Origin of the sequence: Rhodococcus pseudokoreensis (genome assembly GCF_017068395.1) — a bacterium.
GTDB lineage: Bacteria > Actinomycetota > Actinomycetes > Mycobacteriales > Mycobacteriaceae > Rhodococcus_F > Rhodococcus_F pseudokoreensis.
The window spans coordinates 5,832,283-5,849,689 of the sequence record NZ_CP070619.1 but is presented as its reverse complement, the minus strand read 5'-3'; the positions used below and the strand labels follow the sequence as shown (position 1 = coordinate 5,849,689).

The 17,407-nt window shown below is 68.0% G+C and carries 20 protein-coding genes; 4 read left to right on the top strand and 16 right to left on the bottom strand.

From position 1 onward, the window contains the following. Positions 1-149: 149 nt before the first annotated feature. On the top strand, positions 150-827 hold the full coding sequence (locus tag JWS13_RS31890; RefSeq protein WP_206009318.1) for a response regulator: 678 nt from the start codon (positions 150-152) through the stop codon (positions 825-827). Here the strand turns inward: JWS13_RS31890 and JWS13_RS31885 are convergent. Next, a complete protein-coding gene (locus tag JWS13_RS31885) occupies positions 805-1,224 on the bottom strand; it encodes a LytR/AlgR family response regulator transcription factor (protein ID WP_206009317.1) in 420 nt (139 codons plus the stop codon). The genes JWS13_RS31890 and JWS13_RS31885 overlap by 23 nt on opposite strands. Positions 1,225-1,288: 64 nt before the next feature. Further along, on the bottom strand, positions 1,289-2,830 hold the full coding sequence (locus JWS13_RS31880; RefSeq protein WP_206011823.1) for a GAF domain-containing sensor histidine kinase: 1,542 nt from the start codon (positions 2,828-2,830) through the stop codon (positions 1,289-1,291). 256 nt (positions 2,831-3,086) lie between these two features. Here JWS13_RS31880 and JWS13_RS31875 point away from each other — a divergent pair, with 256 nt between their 5' ends. Further along, the gene (locus JWS13_RS31875) at positions 3,087-3,320 is read left to right on the top strand and encodes a hypothetical protein (RefSeq protein ID WP_206009316.1); all 234 of its coding nucleotides are present in this window, start codon (positions 3,087-3,089) and stop codon (positions 3,318-3,320) included. On the opposite strand, the gene JWS13_RS31870 is transcribed toward JWS13_RS31875, so the two are convergent. From JWS13_RS31870 to JWS13_RS31840, 7 genes are all read right to left on the bottom strand, one after another. Continuing rightward, positions 3,317-3,916: a hypothetical protein gene (locus JWS13_RS31870; RefSeq protein ID WP_206009315.1), complete on the bottom strand. Its 600-nt coding sequence runs from the start codon at positions 3,914-3,916 to the stop codon at positions 3,317-3,319. The genes JWS13_RS31875 and JWS13_RS31870 overlap by 4 nt on opposite strands. Next, positions 3,913-4,575 (bottom strand): TetR/AcrR family transcriptional regulator, encoded by a 663-nt coding sequence (locus JWS13_RS31865; RefSeq protein ID WP_206009314.1) that lies wholly within the window; start codon positions 4,573-4,575, stop codon positions 3,913-3,915. The genes JWS13_RS31870 and JWS13_RS31865 overlap by 4 nt, the downstream gene beginning before the upstream one ends. An 89-nt stretch (positions 4,576-4,664) precedes the next feature. After that, complete coding sequence (locus tag JWS13_RS31860) at positions 4,665-5,807, bottom strand: acyl-CoA dehydrogenase family protein (RefSeq protein ID WP_206009313.1); 1,143 nt, start codon at positions 5,805-5,807, stop codon at positions 4,665-4,667. An 11-nt stretch (positions 5,808-5,818) separates the two neighbouring features. Further along, on the bottom strand, positions 5,819-7,480 hold the full coding sequence (locus JWS13_RS31855) for a class I adenylate-forming enzyme family protein (RefSeq protein ID WP_206011822.1): 1,662 nt from the start codon (positions 7,478-7,480) through the stop codon (positions 5,819-5,821). A 22-nt stretch (positions 7,481-7,502) separates the two neighbouring features. Further along, complete coding sequence (locus tag JWS13_RS31850) at positions 7,503-8,237, bottom strand: SDR family NAD(P)-dependent oxidoreductase (protein ID WP_206009312.1); 735 nt, start codon at positions 8,235-8,237, stop codon at positions 7,503-7,505. A 29-nt stretch (positions 8,238-8,266) separates the two neighbouring features. Next, a complete protein-coding gene (locus tag JWS13_RS31845; protein WP_087560424.1) occupies positions 8,267-9,061 on the bottom strand; it encodes an enoyl-CoA hydratase-related protein in 795 nt (264 codons plus the stop codon). A 114-nt stretch (positions 9,062-9,175) separates the two neighbouring features. Beyond that, positions 9,176-10,327 (bottom strand): acyl-CoA dehydrogenase family protein, encoded by a 1,152-nt coding sequence (locus JWS13_RS31840; protein ID WP_206009311.1) that lies wholly within the window; start codon positions 10,325-10,327, stop codon positions 9,176-9,178. Positions 10,328-10,480: 153 nt separating this feature from the next. On the opposite strand from JWS13_RS31840, the gene JWS13_RS31835 reads away from it, so the two are divergent. Then, the gene (locus JWS13_RS31835; protein ID WP_206009310.1) at positions 10,481-11,431 is read left to right on the top strand and encodes a hypothetical protein; all 951 of its coding nucleotides are present in this window, start codon (positions 10,481-10,483) and stop codon (positions 11,429-11,431) included. A 191-nt stretch (positions 11,432-11,622) separates the two neighbouring features. On the opposite strand, the gene JWS13_RS31830 is transcribed toward JWS13_RS31835, so the two are convergent. Next, on the bottom strand, positions 11,623-12,003 hold the full coding sequence (locus tag JWS13_RS31830) for a hypothetical protein (RefSeq protein ID WP_206009309.1): 381 nt from the start codon (positions 12,001-12,003) through the stop codon (positions 11,623-11,625). Between the two features lie 87 nt (positions 12,004-12,090). Then, positions 12,091-12,240 carry a hypothetical protein gene (locus JWS13_RS31825; protein WP_206009308.1) on the bottom strand — a complete coding sequence of 50 codons (150 nt, stop codon included), beginning with the start codon at positions 12,238-12,240 and terminating at the stop codon, positions 12,091-12,093. A gap of 297 nt (positions 12,241-12,537) precedes the next feature. Here JWS13_RS31825 and JWS13_RS31820 point away from each other — a divergent pair, with 297 nt between their 5' ends. Next, positions 12,538-13,149 (top strand): TetR/AcrR family transcriptional regulator, encoded by a 612-nt coding sequence (locus JWS13_RS31820; RefSeq protein WP_012689589.1) that lies wholly within the window; start codon positions 12,538-12,540, stop codon positions 13,147-13,149. Positions 13,150-13,170: 21 nt separating this feature from the next. Here JWS13_RS31820 and JWS13_RS31815 read toward each other — a convergent pair whose 3' ends face one another. From JWS13_RS31815 to JWS13_RS31795, 5 genes are all read right to left on the bottom strand, one after another. Then, positions 13,171-13,410 carry a hypothetical protein gene (locus JWS13_RS31815; protein ID WP_206009307.1) on the bottom strand — a complete coding sequence of 80 codons (240 nt, stop codon included), beginning with the start codon at positions 13,408-13,410 and terminating at the stop codon, positions 13,171-13,173. 24 nt (positions 13,411-13,434) lie between these two features. Further along, complete coding sequence (locus tag JWS13_RS31810; protein ID WP_206009306.1) at positions 13,435-14,598, bottom strand: thiolase family protein; 1,164 nt, start codon at positions 14,596-14,598, stop codon at positions 13,435-13,437. Between the two features lie 30 nt (positions 14,599-14,628). Then, the gene (locus JWS13_RS31805) at positions 14,629-15,408 is read right to left on the bottom strand and encodes a crotonase/enoyl-CoA hydratase family protein (RefSeq protein ID WP_206009305.1); all 780 of its coding nucleotides are present in this window, start codon (positions 15,406-15,408) and stop codon (positions 14,629-14,631) included. Continuing rightward, entirely contained in the window at positions 15,405-16,169 is a 765-nt protein-coding gene (locus tag JWS13_RS31800) for an SDR family NAD(P)-dependent oxidoreductase (protein ID WP_206009304.1), read from the bottom strand. Before JWS13_RS31800 ends, JWS13_RS31805 begins: the two co-directional genes overlap by 4 nt. Positions 16,170-16,231: 62 nt before the next feature. Then, the gene (locus tag JWS13_RS31795) at positions 16,232-17,380 is read right to left on the bottom strand and encodes an acyl-CoA dehydrogenase family protein (RefSeq protein WP_206009303.1); all 1,149 of its coding nucleotides are present in this window, start codon (positions 17,378-17,380) and stop codon (positions 16,232-16,234) included. Positions 17,381-17,407 lie beyond the last annotated feature (27 nt).

Here is a 17,407-nt window from a genome sequence, read left to right as displayed (position 1 = left end):
CCAGGTAGCTGCAATTCCATTACCGGCCGCCGTGTGCAGGACCGCGTTGTGGCGTGTCGGCGGGGTGCCGATGACGTACCCTCGAAATCGATCACTTCGACGGTGATCGGGCGCTTTCTCACGGACGACGGGGAAACTCGAGGTCGACGATGGCCGAATCCGACCCTCCGGCGAAGACCCCGATACGGGTGATGCTGGCCGAGGACGACGTCCTGCTCCGCGAGGGTGTGGCGAGCCTGCTCACCCGCTCCGGCTTCGACGTCCTGGAGCAGACCGGCGACGCAACCACCCTCCTCGAACTGGTCCGCGAGAGAACGCCCGACCTGGTGGTGGTCGACATTCGGATGCCACCGACCCACACCACCGAGGGCCTCGACGCTGCCCGGGAGATACGCGAAGAGTTCCCCGAGGTCGGCATCCTGGTGCTGTCGGCGCACGCCGATGTCGAGCACGCGATGGAATTACTGGCCAGCGGCCGGGGAATCGGCTACCTGCTCAAGAGCCGCATCACCGACGTCGACGACTTCATCGACACCCTGCAGCGCATCGCCGCGGGAGCGTCCGTCGTAGATCCGGCGCTGGTGCAGGAGTTGGTTTCCGCCCGTCGGCGCAACGACCCGCTCGCGGCGCTCAGCACGCGGGAGCGGGAGGTCCTGGCCCTCATGGCGGAAGGACGGTCCAATGCCGGCATCGCCCGCCGACTGTGGGTCACCGAGGGAACCGTCGAGAAACATGTTCGCAGCATCCTGACGAAACTGAACCTCCCGGAGACCGGCGACGATCACCGACGGGTTCTCGCGGTCGTCACCTTTCTCGAGGCTCGCTGACCGGAGCCACGCGATCCCGGTCAGCGCGGAGCAGATCCCGGACGGCGTCCGACGACAGCTCGGTCTTCGACACGAATCCCACCGCGGGGCTCCCGGAGATCAGGTCGGCCAGGTCTTGCTCGGCGTGCGTGGAAATCAGGATCACCGCCGCTGCGAACGACTCGTCGAGTCGCTGCGCGAGGTCGAATCCGCTCTCCGCGCCGAGTTCGACGTCGACCAGAATGACGTCGGGCTGCAGTTCCGCGGCCGTCCGCACCGCGTCGGCGCTGTTCGACACCGTGCCGATCACGGGGATGCCCTGCTGCTCGAGCAGTCGCCGGGCAGTGTCCAGAAAACAAAGGCTGTCATCGACGATCAGGCATCGTGGACGACCGGGCTGCAACACCATGCCCTCCATCGTCGACCCGATACCGCCTGCTACGCATTCCCGCTAGCAGGTAAATACCGCGGGTGCCCGTCGTTCACTCGCCGGCTACCGGGATGGTGATGTCCAAAGTGGTGCCGTGACCCGGCGGGCTCGTGATCCGCAGGTGGCCGCCGAGGGCCTCGACCCGGTCCTGCAATCCGAGGAGCCCGGAGCCCGCGGCGGACGAGGCACCGCCGACGCCGTCGTCCCGGATCACGAGGTGCAGGGCGCCGTCCTCCGTTCCCAGGGACACGTGCACCTCGGAGGCTCGCGCGTGCTTGGCGGCGTTGGTGAGCGCCTCGGCGACCACGTAGTAGGCGGCTACCTCCACCGATTCCGCGCAGCGGTCCTCAATGGCGACGTCGAGGGTGACGGGGACCGCCGAGCGACGCGCCAGCGTCCGCACCGCCGATCCCAGCCCTCCCTTCGACAGGATCGCCGGATGGATTCCGTGCGAGAGCTCGCGCAGATCCTCCGACACCCCCTTCAGCCCCGACGCGACGGCCGACAACTGCTCCTTCACGTCCACCCATTCGGCAGGCACCGATGCCTCCGTCATCCGCACCTCGAGCCCCAGCGACACCAGTCGCTGCTGAGCCCCGTCGTGCAGATCGCGTTCCAGGCGACGCCGGGCCTCGTCGGAGGCCGCGACGATCCTCGCGCGCGAGGCGAGCAGTTCGGCACGGGTCACCGCATTCGCGATCGCGGTCGCGACGAGATCGGCGAAGTCACCGAGTCGCGCCTCGGTGTCCGGTGGCAGCGGCTCGGCGCGCCGCGATCCGACGATCGCCGCACCCCACACCCGGGAGTCCACGACGATCGGGACTCCCACGATCGATCCGAAGCCGCCTTCGCGAATGCGGGTCGCGACTTCCCCGCCGACGTGTTCGTGGTTGTCGATCCTGGCGGCACGGCCGGTGCGGAGAACGATCGCCCCGACGTCGTCGCCCTCCATCGGGATTTTGTCCCCGGTGACAGACATCCCGGTGATCCCCGGCTCGTATCGCACGGCGACCAACGTGCCCGTGCCGTCCCCGTCGTCGCGAAGAAGCACGGCGTTGACTACGTGCAGCCAGAGCGCGAGTTCCTCGGCGACAGCGGTGAACACTTCCGGTGGACTCACCCCACGCGCCGCCAGTGTCGCCACTCGGCGCAATGCGGCCTGGTGTGCGGCGAGGATCCCGAGTTCGTCGCGGCTGGCCTCGGCCTCGCGCCGGCGCAGGACAGCCTCGGCGGTCCGCAACCTGGCCTGACCGGCCATGAGGTTGGCCACCAGCGCGACGGGCAGGAAGACCAGGACGGCCACCCAGTCGCCGGGTTTGGTCGGAAGCAGGGACCCCGCCACCTGGAGGTGGAAGTAGACGTAGACGACTGCGCTCACCAACGTCGTCATCACCGACAGCACGAATCCCCAGCGGGCCGAGACCACCAGGACTCCGAGCAGGAACACCGCACCGAAGGCGTTCTGCGGCGCAACCGTGTCGAGCTGGTGCACCACAACGGTTTCCACGGTGATCACGGTGGCGGCGACCACGATTCCCAGCCACAGCGGCGGCGTGGTCGGGCGCACCAGGAGCGCTATCAGACGCGCAGGCATCTCTCGCGTGTCCGCGTCGACAGCCCCGAACGAGGAGGCGGCGTCGCGCCGCGACAGCGCTCCGATTGACCACCGTGACCACTGTCGCGTCATCGTGCTTGCTCGGATCAGTCGTGGAGTTATCGGACAGACCTCGATGTGCATCATATCGAGGTGACCCTCCCCGCCTCGACGGCTTACTCCGGTCAGTCGGCTGACACCGGCCGATGTCGCTACGCTGGGCACAGGCCGATGCAGTAGACCTTGGGAGGACGCGGTGGTAGCCGTACAGATACAGGTGGGTGATCTGGTGCAGGCGTCCGGTCACGCCGGCCCCTGGCTGGTCATCGAGGTCAGCAAGGGCATGGCTTCGCTGCAGCATCCCGACGGACATCGACTGTCGGTCCGGACGACGACGCTGTCCGTGGTGCACAAGGCGACGAGCCCGGCGGGCGAAGTCGAACCGCCCGCCCGCGATCAGCCGGGAGAGTCCCCCACGCTCTTCGACTAGCCGTCGATCGTCGTGACGATCGATGTGACCGCCGGGGTCCGCGGGGTCGAGCCGAACCCGAACCGGACGGGCGGATCGACCGGCGTCAGGGCGCCGAGGTTCTCGCCGCACCAGGTGGCGGACATTCCGGCCAGCCGCCGCTGGTCGACGGCGCCGTAGAACTCGCGACGCCCGTTGCCCGCGGTGCCACGGGTGCGCACACCGCGGAGAACGACGCGGGCGATCGGGTCGCTGACCGCGCAGAACCACGGCGCGCTCGCGACGGTCCGCGGCACCATGTTCAGCAGGCGTCCGAGCGGGGTGCGGTTCCCGACCTCGAACCGCACGTGCAGGTCGCCTGCCCGGACCGTCCGAGTGTCGCCGGACCGCGTGTAGTGGACGGGCGTGATCACCGTCCGGTCGAAGGTGTACGTCGCGGTGACGAAATCGCGGACGGCGTCCGACGGTGCGAGGAGCATGCGCAGGCCGTCGGCGTGTTCGACCATCACGTCGGTGAACTCCCCCAGCGGCGATCGGGACCAGTGGCCGACGACGATGCGGACACCCGACCCGGTGCCCAGTCCGGTGATCTCACCGTCGAAACGCCAACGGGTCATTCGGTGAGGTGCCGGTACGCCGCGGCGCTCCGATCCGACAGGACGGTGCGGAGAATGAATCGTGTTTGCGCCGTGATGTATTGGTCGACGGTGTACCGGGACGCGAAATGCCAGTGCTTGAGGGCCCACCCGTGCGCCAGCATCATCATGTCGAACGTCGTCAGGTCGACGTCGAGGTCGCCGGCGATCCCGGAGGCGATCGCGGCCTCGAGGGCGTCGTGGAGCGGCTTGGACGTCGCCACCTCGAGTTCCTTGATCCGCTCACGCCCGTCCTGGTCGAGGGTCCGGCTCTCCCGGTAGGTCAGCACGACGGCGTCCAGATTCTCGTCGACGATCTCGACGAACCGCCGGAAACCGGCGGCCAGCCGCTCGATGGGGTCGGTTCCCGCGGCGTCCATCGCGGGCTCGAGCTGATCGCGGAACGCGTCGAGGATGTCGACGATCGTGGCGAGGAGGATCTCCTCCTTGCCGCCGAAGTACTTGTAGATCAGCCCCACGCTCACCTGCGCCTCGTCGGCGAGCGCCTGCATGGACATCTGATGGAACCCGGTCCGCTGCATCACCGTGACGGCGGCGTCGAGCACCTGACGTCGACGCGAGCTGACGCGGACGGCGCGGACCGCCTCGTCGAGTGGAAGGGCGGACGTGTCCTTCGCCATGACAGATGACCTCTCCTTGGTGGCAGAACCTGTGGTGAATGGGTATTCACAGTATCCCGCGCGGGACCGGAACCGTCGTCCGGTCCGTGTCAGATACCGAGATCCTTCGCGACGATCGTCTTCATGATCTCGGTGGTGCCGCCGTAGATGGTCTGGATCCGCGCGTCCACGAACGCGCGCGCCACCGCGTATTCGCGCATGTAGCCGTACCCGCCGTGGAGTTGCAGGCACCGGTCGGCGACGCGGACCTGCAGTTCGGTGGTCCACCACTTGAGCCGCGCCGCACGGGCCGCTGTCAGCTCCCCGCGGACGTGCTGCCGGATGCAGTCGTCGAGGTAGGTGCGGGCCAGGTCGAGTTCCGTGGCCAGTTCCGCGAGAACGAACTGGGTGTTCTGGAATCCGGCGATCGGTTGCCCGAAGGCGCTGCGTTCCTTCACGTACGCCAGCGTCTGCTCGAGGACTCCTTCGGCGGCCGCGACGGCGCCGACGGACAGGGACAGCCGTTCCTGCGGCAGGTTGTGGACGAGTTGATAGAAACCCTGCCCCTCCTCCCCGAGCAGGTTGGCCACCGGAACACGCATGTCGGTGAACGTCAGCTCGCTGGTGTCCTGGGCGTGCAGCCCGATCTTCTCCAGGTTGCGGCCACGGGAGAACCCGGGCGTGTCCGACTCGACGACGAGCAGGGATAGCCCCTTGTGCTTGTCCGGCGACGTGCGCACGGCGACGACGAACAGCGTGCCGTTCTGGCCGTTGGAGATGAACGTCTTGCTGCCGTTCACCACGTAGTGGTCGCCGTCGCGCACCGCCGTGGTGCGGATGCCCGTGAGGTCGCTGCCGGTGCCGGGCTCGGTCATCGCGATCCCGAGGACGGTCTCCCCGGTGACGGTTCCCGGAAGCCACCGGGCCTTCTGATCCTCGGTCGTCATGTCCGTCAGGTACGGCAGCACGACGTCGTTCTGGAGGGAGAACGCGATACCCGCGGCGGCGGCACCCACCCGGTTGACCTCGTCGATGACGATCGCGTTGTAGCGGAAGTCCTCGACGCCGGGACCCCCGTACGCATCGGGGACCGGGAAGCCGAGCAGGCCCTGCTTACCCGCGTCGGTGAACAGTGCCGGGTCGAGGCAGCTTTCGCTCTCCCACTGCTCGTGCCGCGGGACGATCCGCTCGCGAACGAAGCTGCGGACGCTGTCCCGGAACTGCTGGTGCTCGAATTCGTATTCGATGGTCATGGTGCTCTCTCCTATCCGGGGGCGCCGGGGGTGACGAATGCCCCGCTCTCGAACTCCCTGCGCGCTGTGTCGGTTGCCTTGTAGTGCAGCTTCTTTCCCGTCGCCGACACGGGCAGGGATTCCACGAAGCGGTACGCACGGGGCCGCTTGAACTGCGACAGCATGGGGTGCCTGCGGCAGAAGTCGTCCAGGTCGTCGGCGGACGGGACCGGTGCGGTGGCGACGACGTACGCGACGACGACCTGTCCCCACTTGTCGTCCGGAACACCGACGACGAGCGAATCCGTCACCGACGCATGCTCGTTCAGCGCTTCCTCGATCTGCACGGGATGGACGTTCTCGCCGCCGGACAGGAGCATGTCGTCCTTGCGTCCGACGATCGTCACGAACTCCTTCTCGTCCCAGGTGGCGAGGTCGCCGATGTGCAGCCAGCCGTTCCGGAACTTCTGCTTCTCCTGCTCCGGGGCATCGAAATAGGCGTTGGCGCCCTTCGGGGAGCGGACGACGACCTCGCCGATCTCGGTTCCGTCCCTCGCGACCGTCTCGTGCGCGTCGGCGAGGCGGTCGTCGAACAACTTGACCACGGCGACGTCGTCGTCGATGCAGGCCCGTCCCGCGGTCCCGGCCATGTCGGGCAGATCGGTGGGCCGCAGGAAGGTGTTCCAGAAACCTTCGGTGCTGCCGTAGCCGTTGAAGATGCGCGGATTCAGCACCTTCTGGTAGTGCAGCGCCGCCTCCCGCTCGAGGGGCGCACCCATCGTGACGATGCCCTTCAGGGTGGACAGGTCGCGGGGCTTCTCCTCCTGGGCACGCGCGAGCATCGCCAGGTTGGTCGGGGCGCCGATCAGGAACGTCAGCCCGTACTCCTCGACGTGGTCGAGCGTGAGGTCGGCGTCGAAGCTGCGCAGCGCCACCAGAGACGCGCCGAGATAGAACGTGGGATTCGGTCCGGCACAGTACAGCCCACCGCGGTGAAACCACGGCGTCATGTTCAGCGTCTTGTCTTCCGCCGTCAGCGGGAAGTGCATGATCACGTCGTGGGCGCTGAAGATCTCGATCATGCTGTTGAGCGGGACGCCCTTCGGCATGCCGGTGGTTCCCGACGTGAACAGCCGGGTGGTCTCGTCCCACACCGTGCGGGTCACCTCCGGCGGCGACGCCGACTCGGCGACGAGGTCGTCGAACCGGATCACCTCGAAGCCGTTCCCCGGCAGGGGCTCTCCCGGACCGACGGCGACGACGAGCGCGGGCTTGTGGGTGGAGCGCGCCAGCGCATCCCGCACCATGTCGCCGATCTCGGTGTCGTAGACGAACACCGTGGGACGGTTCGCGTCGAGGATGTACGCCGTCTCGCCGGACGCGAGCCGGAAGTTCATCGGCGATCCGACTGCCCCGCAGGCCTGCCCGGCCAGGTACAGCTGGGCGAACTCCGGGCCGTTGAACAACTGGTAGGCCACGACGTCACCGGGACCCACACCCGCGCGGGCGAGTCCGGTGGCGAGCCGGTCGACCCGGTCGCCGAGTTCGGCATACGTCCAGCTCTCGCCGGTCGACGGGGACTGCATCGCGAGTCGATCGGCGTACCGGTGCGTGTTGCGCCGGAAGCCGTTCAGATAGGTGAAGTCGTGCTCGAAGTACTGACGATAGGCGTGAGCATCGTATGCGTACATGATGAGTCCTCCGTCCCGGTGCCGGTCAGCCGGCCATGGTGAGGCCACCGCTGACGCTGATCACCTGGCCGGTGATGAACGACGCGGATTCGGACGCGAAGAACACGACCGGCGCCGCAACCTCTTCCGGGCGCGCGAGCCTGCGGAACGGAATAGCTTTGACCAGAGCCTCTTTCAGCTTCTCCGCCTGCGCCTGGAACAGCGGTGTGTCGGTCGGGCCGGGGCACACGCAGTTGACGTTGATCCTGTGCCGGGCCATCTCCCGGGCCAGCGACTTCGACAGGGCGATCACGCCGCCCTTCGCACCCGCGTAGATGCTCTCCCCCGCGCTGCCGACACGGCCGGCATCGCTCGCGAGGTTGATGACCCGCCCACCGCCACCCGCCTCTACCATGCCGGGGAGGAAGGCACTGCACATGTGTACAGGGCCGAGGTAGTTGATGGCGACGACCTTCTCGGCGAATTCGGTGGTGGCGTTGAGGAACTGGTCGGTGCGGTCCCATCCCGCCGCGTTGACGAGGATGTTCGCGACCCCCACCTCGGCCGTCACCCGGTCACGCAAGGCGTCGACCTGCGTCCGGTCGGCGACGTCGACGGTCATCGGAAAGAGCCGGTCGGGCCTCTCGGCCGCGGTCTTCTCCGCGGCCTGCAGGTCGAGGTCGGCGACGACCACCCGGTCGCCCTGCTCGGCGAGCGCGAGCGCGATGGCGCGGCCGATGCCGGATCCTGCGCCCGTGACCACTGCGATGTTGTTACTCATGGTGTTTCTCCTTCCCGTGTGTGTCGGACTCAGGCGTTCACGTACTTGTTGAACTCGGGCTTGCGCTTCTCCGCGAACGCCGTCGCCCCCTCGAGCCCCTCGGGTGAATGCGTGAACAGGTCGAGCGCAGACATCGCGAGGTTGCTCAGTCCGGCCTGGTGGTCGGTGTCGGCGTTGAACGACTGCTTCAGGAAACGCAGGGTGGTGGGGCTCTTCTCCGCGATCTCCGCGGCGACGGCCTTCGCCTCGTCGAGCAACCGGTCGGCGGGGACGACCCAGTTGACCAGGCCCCAGCGTTCGGCGGTGACGGCGTCGTACTGACGGCAGAGGTACCAGATCTCGCGGGCCCGCTTCTCACCGACGACGCGCGCCAGGAACGCCGAGCCGAAGCCCGCGTCGAAGGAGCCCACCCGCGGTCCCGCCTGGCCGAACTTCGCGGTCTCGGACGCGATGGTGAGGTCGCAGAGAACGTGGAGCACGTGGCCGCCGCCGACGGCGATGCCGTTGACCGCCGCGATGACGGGCTTGGGGACGTCGCGGATGAGTTTGTGCAGGTTGCCGATCTCGAACATGCCGCTCTCGGTGGGGCCGTAGTCGCCGGTCTCCGCCCGCTGTTTCACGTCGCCGCCCGTGCAGAACGCCTTCTCCCCCGCTCCGGTGAGGATGATCGCCTGCACCGCGTCGTCGGCCCACGCCGAGCGGAACGCCTTGATCAGTTCCTCGACGGTCTTACCGCGAAATGCGTTGTAGCGGGCTGGGCGGTTGATCGTGACGATCGCCGCCGGGCCGTCGACCTCGTAGGTGATGTCTTCGTAAACGGTCACGGTGATTCCTTCCTCGGAAAAGGCTGTGATGAGTTTCGGTTCAAACGTTGTGAACCAGTATTCGATAAGAATGAACGTACATTCACACCCGGAGTGTGTCAAGGGTCACGACCGCTAGAGGAAGGCGCTGATCCCGGTCTCCGCCCGGCCGATCAGCAACTTCTGGATCTGGCTCGTGCCCTCGTACAGCGTCATCACCCGCGCATCGCGCATGTACTTGGCGACGGGGTACTCGTCGACGTAGCCGTACCCGCCGAACAGCTGGATCGCATTGTTGGCGGCACGAACCGCGGCCTCACTGCAGAAGTACTTCGCCTTCGACGCGGCCGTCCCGAACGGCTCCCCGCGCTCGATCAGGTCGGCCGCCCGCCAGGTGAGCAGCCGCCCGGCGTCGGCGTCGACGGACATGTCGGCGATCAGGTCCTGCACGAGTTGGAACGACGCGAGCGGACGGTCGAACTGCGTGCGCTCGCGGGCGTAGTCGACGGCCGCGTCGAGGCAGCCCTGGATGATCCCCACGCATCCGGCGCCCACCGAGACGCGGCCCTTGTCCAGCGAGTGCATCGCGATGGAGAAGCCCTGCCCCTCCGATCCGAGGAGGCAACTCGCAGGCACCCGCACGTCGGTGAACGACAACTCGGCAGTCGCCTGCCCGCGGAGTCCGAGCTTCCCGTGGATCTCGCGGGATTCGAAGCCGGGGGTGTCCGTCGGGACCAGGAAGGCCGAAACACCCTTGGGCCCCGGACCTCCGGTGCGCGCGAACACCAGGCACACCTTGGCCCACGTGCCGTTGGTGATGAAGATCTTGGAACCGTTGATGACGTACTCGTCGCCGCTGCGCACCGCCTTGGTCTTCAGGTTTCCGGGGTCGGACCCGTTGTCGGGCTCGGTGAGCCCGAAACAGGCGAGCGCCTCACCGGACGCGATGCGGGGCAGCCATTCGTGCTTCTGCTCCTCGGTGCCGTGCGAGAGGATCACCTTCCCCACCAGTCCCATCGACACCGACACGATGCCCCGGACCGCGGAATCCGCCCGGCCGAGTTCCTCCATCCCGAGGCAGTACGTGATGTAGTCGCCGCCCAGCCCGCCGTATTCCTCGGGAATGGTCATGCCGAAGAAGCCGATGTCGGCGAGTTTCCCGACGATCGCGGTGTCCACCGATTCGGCGCGGTCCCATTCGGCGCGGTGCGGGACGACCTCCTTGTTCAGGAAGTCGCGGGCCAGCTGCCGGAACTCCTTCTGCTCCTCGGTCAGTGTCAGGTCCATGGAATGCTCCTCGATGCCGCAGTGAATGCATGATCATTAGATTTGAGCGACTGCTCACAACAAATGAAGCATTATTCATTTCGGTGGAGGCGTCAACCCTCGGGGAGCGCAAAGGTCTGGTCCGGCGACAGGTCGCCTGGGTAGGCTCGGGACATGCCGGTCACCTGGTCGGACGACGTCGACGAGGTCATCCGCGACGACCTCACCAGCGGGTTCGCGTACGTCACGCCCGCGGGTGGCGCGGTGGTGGCCGCGGTGGCGCCCTTCGGGCTGCGCGATCGCGAGCAGGGCACCGTCGGATTCACCACCTCGCTGGGTTTCGGCCGCAAGCTCGAGCGCATCAAGGCGGAACCGCGGGTGGCACTCGCCTTCCATGCACGCGAGCACGGAGTCGGCGACTGCACCAGCCGGCGCTACGTGCTCGTGCAGGGTGACGCGACGTTCGATCCCAGCCCCGACCGGGACCTCCTCGACGCACTCGGCGAGCGCTCGGCCCCCTACGTGGGAGCGCCGCGGCGTGGCCGATTCTGGGACCGCTGGCTCAGCGCGTACTACACCGACCGGGTACTGGTGACGGTCGCGGTGACACGGGTGACCGCCTGGCCCGACCTGCGCATAACAGGCGAGCCCGAGGTGTACGGCGCACCGCTCCCCGACGCCGACGCGGCGCCACAGAAGCCGCCGAAGAAGGGCACCGGACCACGGGTGGATGCAGTGAAGACCGGTCAGCGCGCCCGGAAACTGCCGCACGTGCTGCTCGCCTACCGCGAGGCGGACGGCTATCCGACCGTCGTGCCCGTCGATGTGAACTCGGCGAGCCACGAGGGTGTGCGTCTGAGGGTCCCTGCCGGGGTGCCGCAGGGCGGTCGCCGCGCCGGCCTGCTCGCCCACGCGTACCGGCCCCAGCTCGTCGGCCTCGAGTCCCGTCAGAACACCGGCTGGATCGAGGTCACCGGCACCGAGGCGGTGTACGCACCGCACACGCAGGGCGGGTTCACTGCGCCGCCGAACAAGACGGTCCTGCTCCTGGCCAACGGATTCATGGCCCGCCGCGGCCTCGCGAAGGCACGAAAGGAAGGCCGCACCCAGGCGCTGGGTCGATGAGCCGGGTGACGCCGCCATTCACGGAGAGAATCTGCCCGGTTCACCCACCGCGCCAGACCGGCGAGGAACGACACGACTTGATCGCGCTACCTCCCCGGCACCCCGCCGCACGGCCTGCCAGCCGACGACGAAGGTTCCTCGAATATTGTTTCCGCGCATCGGCGGACACGCGGTCGCGTCCCTGGCACCTGCTACTGGCGGTAGATCTCCACGTGGGCGTCGGTGACTACGCCCGCATCCAAGGAGGGGGCACCCCAATTCGTGCTACAAGAACCAGTGGCTTGACCGGTCGTCGCGAATGAGCGACTGGACTGGCTGAATGGCCCGATTGCATAGAACGGAAAGGCGTTGGGGATTCCGTGGAGGCCCCAACAGTCGACGATCAGCGCGTACTCCCTGCCAGGGGGCGCATCGGTGTCATGGCAGGTCGCCGTCGCGCTGAAGGCATCCCGCTGAATGACGCAGTCCTGGGGCGCCGCCTGGGCGGTGCCGGAGCCGATGATCGCTGCGAAGGCCAGCCCCGATACGGCGGCGGTCGTGATGCGTGCCGCAGCGATAGTTGCGCTTCTCATTGAGATCCTTTCAGTAGCAGTATGTCTGGCGTCGAGTGGCCAGGCCCGGATGGACATCCTCTGGCAGGTACCGCAGGCCCGGCCGGTTCAGATGACGATCGGTGCACCGGTGACGAGGTCCCAGAGCCCCAGGCCCAGGAACAGCACCGCACCCACTGCCGACTGAACCGGATTTCCGTTCAGAAACCCCTCGGCACCCCAGGCAACCAAATCAGTGAAGACCTCAGACGAACCCATCGTTCCCGCTCCCTATTGTCGGTATAACCTGACACCCTGATCGTTTATACCGACTGGTCTGTTACGGACGTCGAACTCTCGGGCTTGCCGATTGGGCCGACCCACTCGCGGCGCGATGCCCGCCATCGGCCCACCCCGAGTGGCCACCGCCGACGAGATTTGGCGAAAAGCCTCGAGACCCCACAGTTCACCGCCGCCGGACTCGTCACGGTATTCTCAACTGAACCGAACCTTCGGTCGGCTCCTGTGGACGGCGCACCGATGCGGTGGAGTTCTGCACCTGGAAGGATTGCGCGCATGACTACGGCACGCCCCGCACGGAAGACCGGATCGCCCGGACGCCCCGGCTACGACCTCGACTCGCTGCTCGCTGTGGCCGTCAAGGTCTTCAACGACAAGGGCTACGACGGCACCAGCATGGAGGTGCTGGCCCAGCGCCTGGGAATCACGAAGTCGTCGATCTATCACCATGTGTCCGGGAAGTCGGAGCTCCTCGAACTGGCGCTGTCGCGCGCACTCAACGCTCTCTTCGCGGTCACCACCGAGGAGAAGGCGACGAGCGGCCGGTACATCGACCGCCTCGAGTACCTCGTCCGCCGCAGTGTCGAGGTCCTCGCCGCCGAACTCCCCTACGTCACGCTCCTGCTGCGCGTCCGGGGCAACACCGCCGTGGAGCGTCGCGCGCTCGCCCGCCGCCGCGAGTTCGACGCCTTCGTCAGCGACCTCGTGGTCGCGGCGGCGGAGGAGGGCGACCTGCGGCCCGGGATCGATCCCGCTCTCACCAGCCGGCTCGTGTTCGGCACGGTCAACTCGCTGATCGAGTGGTACCGCCCGCGCACCGGCGGGACGGTCGCCGACCTCGCCGACGCCGTCGTCGAGCTGACGTTCGACGGGCTGCGCCGCGCCTGAGCGAGACGTCACCCGTGCGCCCTACAACGACAGGGTGGATCTCGATCGAATCGCCCACCGTCGCGCCCGTTCGGACAGTTGGGTGTGCAGCCGCGCTCGGACATCGGCAGGCACTTCGCGTGCCCCGACACTCTCCAGAATCCTCGACAGTCGCCGGTCGAATCCGGGTGTCGTCATACCGAACCCGATCCAGATCTCGTCGGGCGGTGGACCACCGTAGGGCAGCCACCGGCACGCGAACTCGAGTATGGCTGCGTCCACCCTCTCCACTCCGGTAGCCACGGGTCAGACCGTGACGGCGAGGTTTTCGAAGATGGTGGCATTGGCCATGCCGCCGCCTTCGCACATCGTCTGCAGCCCGTAGCGGACGCCCTCGGCGCGCAGGTGATGCACGAGGGTGGTCGCGAGACGGGCCCCGGATCCGCCGAGCGGATGCCCGAGAGCGATCGCTCCGCCGAGCGCATTGACCCGGTCTTCCGGTGCCCCGGTGGCCCGCAGCCAGGCGCCGACGACGCTGGCGAATGCTTCGTTGACCTCGAAGGCCCCGATGTCGTCGAGTGTCAGGCCTGCGCGTTCGAGCACCCGTGCGGTGGCGGGGATGGGTCCGGCCAGCATCGCGACCGGGTCGTCGCCGACGACGGTTGCGGTGTGTACCCGGGCCAGCGGGGTCAGTCCGAGGTCGCGGGCCCGGTCGCCGGACATCACCAGCAGGGCCGCGGCGCCGTCGGAGATCTGTGAGGCGTTGCCCGCGGTGACGCGGCCGTCGTCGCCGAAGGCAGGCTTCAACTCGGCGAGCTTCTCGAGCGTCGTGGTTCGGCGGATCCCCTCGTCGGCGTCGAGTTTCGTTCCGTCCGGCAGGGTCACCGGCACGATCTCGCCGGCGAATCGGCCTTCGTCGATGGCCGCGGCGGCGCGCTCGTGTGAGCGCAGGCTGTACTCGTCGAGCCAGCCGCGACTCAGTTCGTACCGGTCGGCGAGGATCTCGGCGCCGCGGCCCTGGTTGAACTCGATGCCGTCGTAGCGTCGCCGAATCGCGTCGCTGTTCGGGTCACCGAGGCCGACGCGCCGCGCCGATCCCATCGGGATGCGGGTCATCGACTCGACGCCGCCCGCGACGACGACGTCGTACTGGCCGGCGATCACTCCCGCGGCGGCGAAATGCAGTGCCTGCTGGCTCGATCCGCACTGCCGCTCGATCGTGGTGCCGGGAACGGACTCGGGCCATCCGGCGGCCAGCACCGCGTTGCGTGCAATGTTGCCGGCCTGCTCACCGACCTGTCCGACGCATCCCCACACGACGTCGTCGACCGACGCGGCGTCGACCCCGGCCCGGTCGAGCAGCGCGGTCAGGACGGTCGCGGACAGGTCGACGGGGTGGACCTCCGCGAGGCCGCCCTTGCGGCGGCCGATGGGGCTCCGTACCGCTTCGACGATGACTGCATCACGCATGGTGTGTTCCTGTTCTCTCGTTCTCGGTGATCACGTCGCGGTCCAGACCGGGGCGCGGCGTTCGGTGAAGGCGGCAGCGCCTTCGCGGGCGTCGTCGGAGTCGAAGACCGGCATCACGATCTGCCGGGTCCGCTCGAACATCTCCGCGTGCGGCCAGCCGGGCGACTCGTCGACGACTCGCTTGCTGGCCCGGACTGCGAGCGGCCCGTTGCCGGCGATCTCCGCGGCCAGTTCGAGTGCCGCCGACAACACCTCGCCCTCGGGGGCCAGCCGGTTGACCAGCCCCAGCGGGTGCAGTTGCGCGGCGGTCATGGTCCTGCCGGTGAGCACCATCTCCAGCGCCACCGCTCGCGGCAGCCGTGCGGGCAGCCGGGTCAACCCGCCCGCGGCGGCGACGAGGCCGCGGCGGACCTCGGGCAGGCCGAACGTTGCGGTCGGCGCGGCGACGACGAGGTCCGCCGCCAGGACGATCTCGAAACCGCCTGCGAGCGCGGGACCGTCGACGGCGGCGATCAGGGGCTTGGCGGGCGGCGCCTCCACCAGCCCGGCGAATCCACGGCCCTCGACGCGTGGGCTCTCACCCCGCAGGAATGCCTTGAGATCCATTCCTGCGCAGAAGTATCCGCCGGCTCCGGTGAGCACACCGACTCGCAGCTGCGGATCGGAGTCGAGCAGGTGAACCGCCTCGGCGACCGCCTCCGCGACCGCACGGTCCACCGCGTTGCGGGCCTGCGGCCGGTTCAGCGTGACGACCAGAACCGACCCCACCCGTTCCGTCAGCACGACCGGCGTGGGCGCCTCCGCGGTCACCTCGGTGCCATCCGGATCGCACCGTCGAGGCGGATCGTCTCGCCGTTGAGCATGCCGTTCTCGATGATGTGCTCGGCCAGCGCGGCGAACTCGGACGGCTCGCCGAGCCGCTGCGGATGCGGAACCGACGCCGCCAGCGCGTCCCGGATGTCTTCGCGTGCATTGAGAAGGAGCGGCGTCGCGAACACGCCGGGCGCGATGGTGCACACCCGGATCCCGACACCCGCGAGGTCGCGGGCGGCGGGCAGTGTCATCCCCACGATGCCCGCCTTGGACGTCGCGTAGTTGATCTGCCCGATCTGACCCTCGTAGGCGGCGACGGACGCGGTCAGGACACACACGCCGCGGTCGCCGCCCAGCAACTCGTTCGCGGCCATCGCCTCGGCCGCGAACCGCAGCACGTTGAACGTCCCGATCACGTTGAGCCGGATCACCGACTCGAAGGGCTCGAGGTCGGCGGCCTTGCGGTCCTTGGTGAGCACGCGCATCGGTCGTCCGCGGCCTGCGCAGTGCACGACGGCCCGCACCGGGCCGCGCTCGGCAGCGGCGGCGAAGGCCGCGGCCACCGCGTCGCCGTCGGTCACGTCGGTCGGCACGAACCGCGCCGCGGGCCCGAGCGCCGCGGCCTGCTCGGCCCCCGGCGAACCGGGGAGGTCGAGCAGGGTGACGGTGGCGCCGGACTCGACCAGCCGGGTGGCAGTGGCGAGTCCGAGTCCGGATGCTCCGCCCGTGACGACGGCGTTGATGTCCTTGATCTGCATGGATGAACCTTCGATGTGGCCGGGCCCCAGCGGTGCCCGGAATGGTGTGGAGTGCGAGATGCCTAGAGCCCCATGGACTTCGAGATGACGCTCTTCATGACTTCGCTGGTGCCGCCGAAGATCCGGGTGACGCGGGCATCGGCGTACAGTCGCGCGATCGGGTACTCGGTCATATAGCCGTAGCCGCCGTGCACCTGCAGGCACTTGTCGATGACCCGGGCCTGCACCTCGGTGCAGAACAGCTTCACCTTGGCCGCGTCGGCGGGAGTGAGAGTGCCTGCGTCCAGGGCGATCAGCGCCTGGTCGATCAGGGCCTGCCCGGCCTGCAACTCGGTCGCGCACTCGGCGAGCACGAATTTCGTGTTCTGGAAGCCGGCGAGCGGCTTACCGAACACCATCCGCTCCTTGGCGTACGCGATCGCCAGGTCGACCGCGGCGGTGGCCGTGGCCTGCGCGGTGATCGCGATCGACAGCCGCTCCTGAGGCAGGTTGTGCGCCAGCATCTTGAAGGCGGCACCTTCCTCACCGAGCAGGTTGGCCGCGGGCACCCGGACGTTGTCGAAGGTGAGTTCGGCGGTGTCGCTCGACTTCATCCCGATCTTGTGCAGGTTGCGACCGCGGGTGAACCCGGGCATGCCGGACTCGACCACCAGCAGCGACAGGCCGTTGCGGCGATTCTCGGGATCCTTCGAGGTCCTCGCGACCACGATCACGAGGTCGGCGTTGATGCCGCCGGTGATGAACGTCTTGTTCCCGTTGAGGACGTAGTCGTCGCCGTCACGGACGGCGGTGGTGGTGACACCGGCGAGGTCGGAGCCGATGCCGGGTTCGGTCATCGCGATCGCGCTGACGAGCGCACCGTCGGCGAAGCCTGGGAACCAGCGGTCGCGCTGTTCCTCATTGGCGTATTCGAGAAAATACGGGAGCACGGTGTTCAAGTGCACCTGGAAGCCGCCGAGAGAGGCTGCCGCGTAACCGATCTCCTCGTACACGACGGTGTTGAACAGGAAGCTGTCGATGCCGCCGCCGCCGTACTGCTCGGGCACCTGCAGTCCGTTGATCCCGAGTGCCGCTGTCTTGGTGTAGAAGTCGCGGGGGATGCAGCCGGCCGCCTCCCAGTCGGGCAGGTTCGGGACGATCTCCTTGGCGATGAACTGGCGGACGACGTCGCGGAAGGCATCGTGGTCGTCGGTGAAGATGGTGCGTTGCATGGTGATTCCTTCGAAAATGGGTCGACG

What these genes read in the sequence shown, in the direction of transcription:
- JWS13_RS31890 (WP_206009318.1), top strand. Translation starts at nt 150, where the DNA reads ATGGCCGAATCCGACCCTCCGGCGAAGACCCCGATACGGGTGATGCTG.
- JWS13_RS31885 (WP_206009317.1), bottom strand. Translation starts at nt 1,224, where the DNA reads ATGGAGGGCATGGTGTTGCAGCCCGGTCGTCCACGATGCCTGATCGTC.
- JWS13_RS31880 (WP_206011823.1), bottom strand. Translation starts at nt 2,830, where the DNA reads ATGCCTGCGCGTCTGATAGCGCTCCTGGTGCGCCCGACCACGCCGCCG.
- JWS13_RS31870 (WP_206009315.1), bottom strand. Translation starts at nt 3,916, where the DNA reads ATGACCCGTTGGCGTTTCGACGGTGAGATCACCGGACTGGGCACCGGG.
- JWS13_RS31865 (WP_206009314.1), bottom strand. Translation starts at nt 4,575, where the DNA reads ATGGCGAAGGACACGTCCGCCCTTCCACTCGACGAGGCGGTCCGCGCC.
- JWS13_RS31860 (WP_206009313.1), bottom strand. Translation starts at nt 5,807, where the DNA reads ATGACCATCGAATACGAATTCGAGCACCAGCAGTTCCGGGACAGCGTC.
- JWS13_RS31850 (WP_206009312.1), bottom strand. Translation starts at nt 8,237, where the DNA reads ATGAGTAACAACATCGCAGTGGTCACGGGCGCAGGATCCGGCATCGGC.
- JWS13_RS31840 (WP_206009311.1), bottom strand. Translation starts at nt 10,327, where the DNA reads ATGGACCTGACACTGACCGAGGAGCAGAAGGAGTTCCGGCAGCTGGCC.
- JWS13_RS31835 (WP_206009310.1), top strand. Translation starts at nt 10,481, where the DNA reads ATGCCGGTCACCTGGTCGGACGACGTCGACGAGGTCATCCGCGACGAC.
- JWS13_RS31830 (WP_206009309.1), bottom strand. Translation starts at nt 12,003, where the DNA reads ATGAGAAGCGCAACTATCGCTGCGGCACGCATCACGACCGCCGCCGTA.
- JWS13_RS31825 (WP_206009308.1), bottom strand. Translation starts at nt 12,240, where the DNA reads ATGGGTTCGTCTGAGGTCTTCACTGATTTGGTTGCCTGGGGTGCCGAG.
- JWS13_RS31820 (WP_012689589.1), top strand. Translation starts at nt 12,538, where the DNA reads ATGACTACGGCACGCCCCGCACGGAAGACCGGATCGCCCGGACGCCCC.
- JWS13_RS31810 (WP_206009306.1), bottom strand. Translation starts at nt 14,598, where the DNA reads ATGCGTGATGCAGTCATCGTCGAAGCGGTACGGAGCCCCATCGGCCGC.
- JWS13_RS31800 (WP_206009304.1), bottom strand. Translation starts at nt 16,169, where the DNA reads ATGCAGATCAAGGACATCAACGCCGTCGTCACGGGCGGAGCATCCGGA.
- JWS13_RS31795 (WP_206009303.1), bottom strand. Translation starts at nt 17,380, where the DNA reads ATGCAACGCACCATCTTCACCGACGACCACGATGCCTTCCGCGACGTC.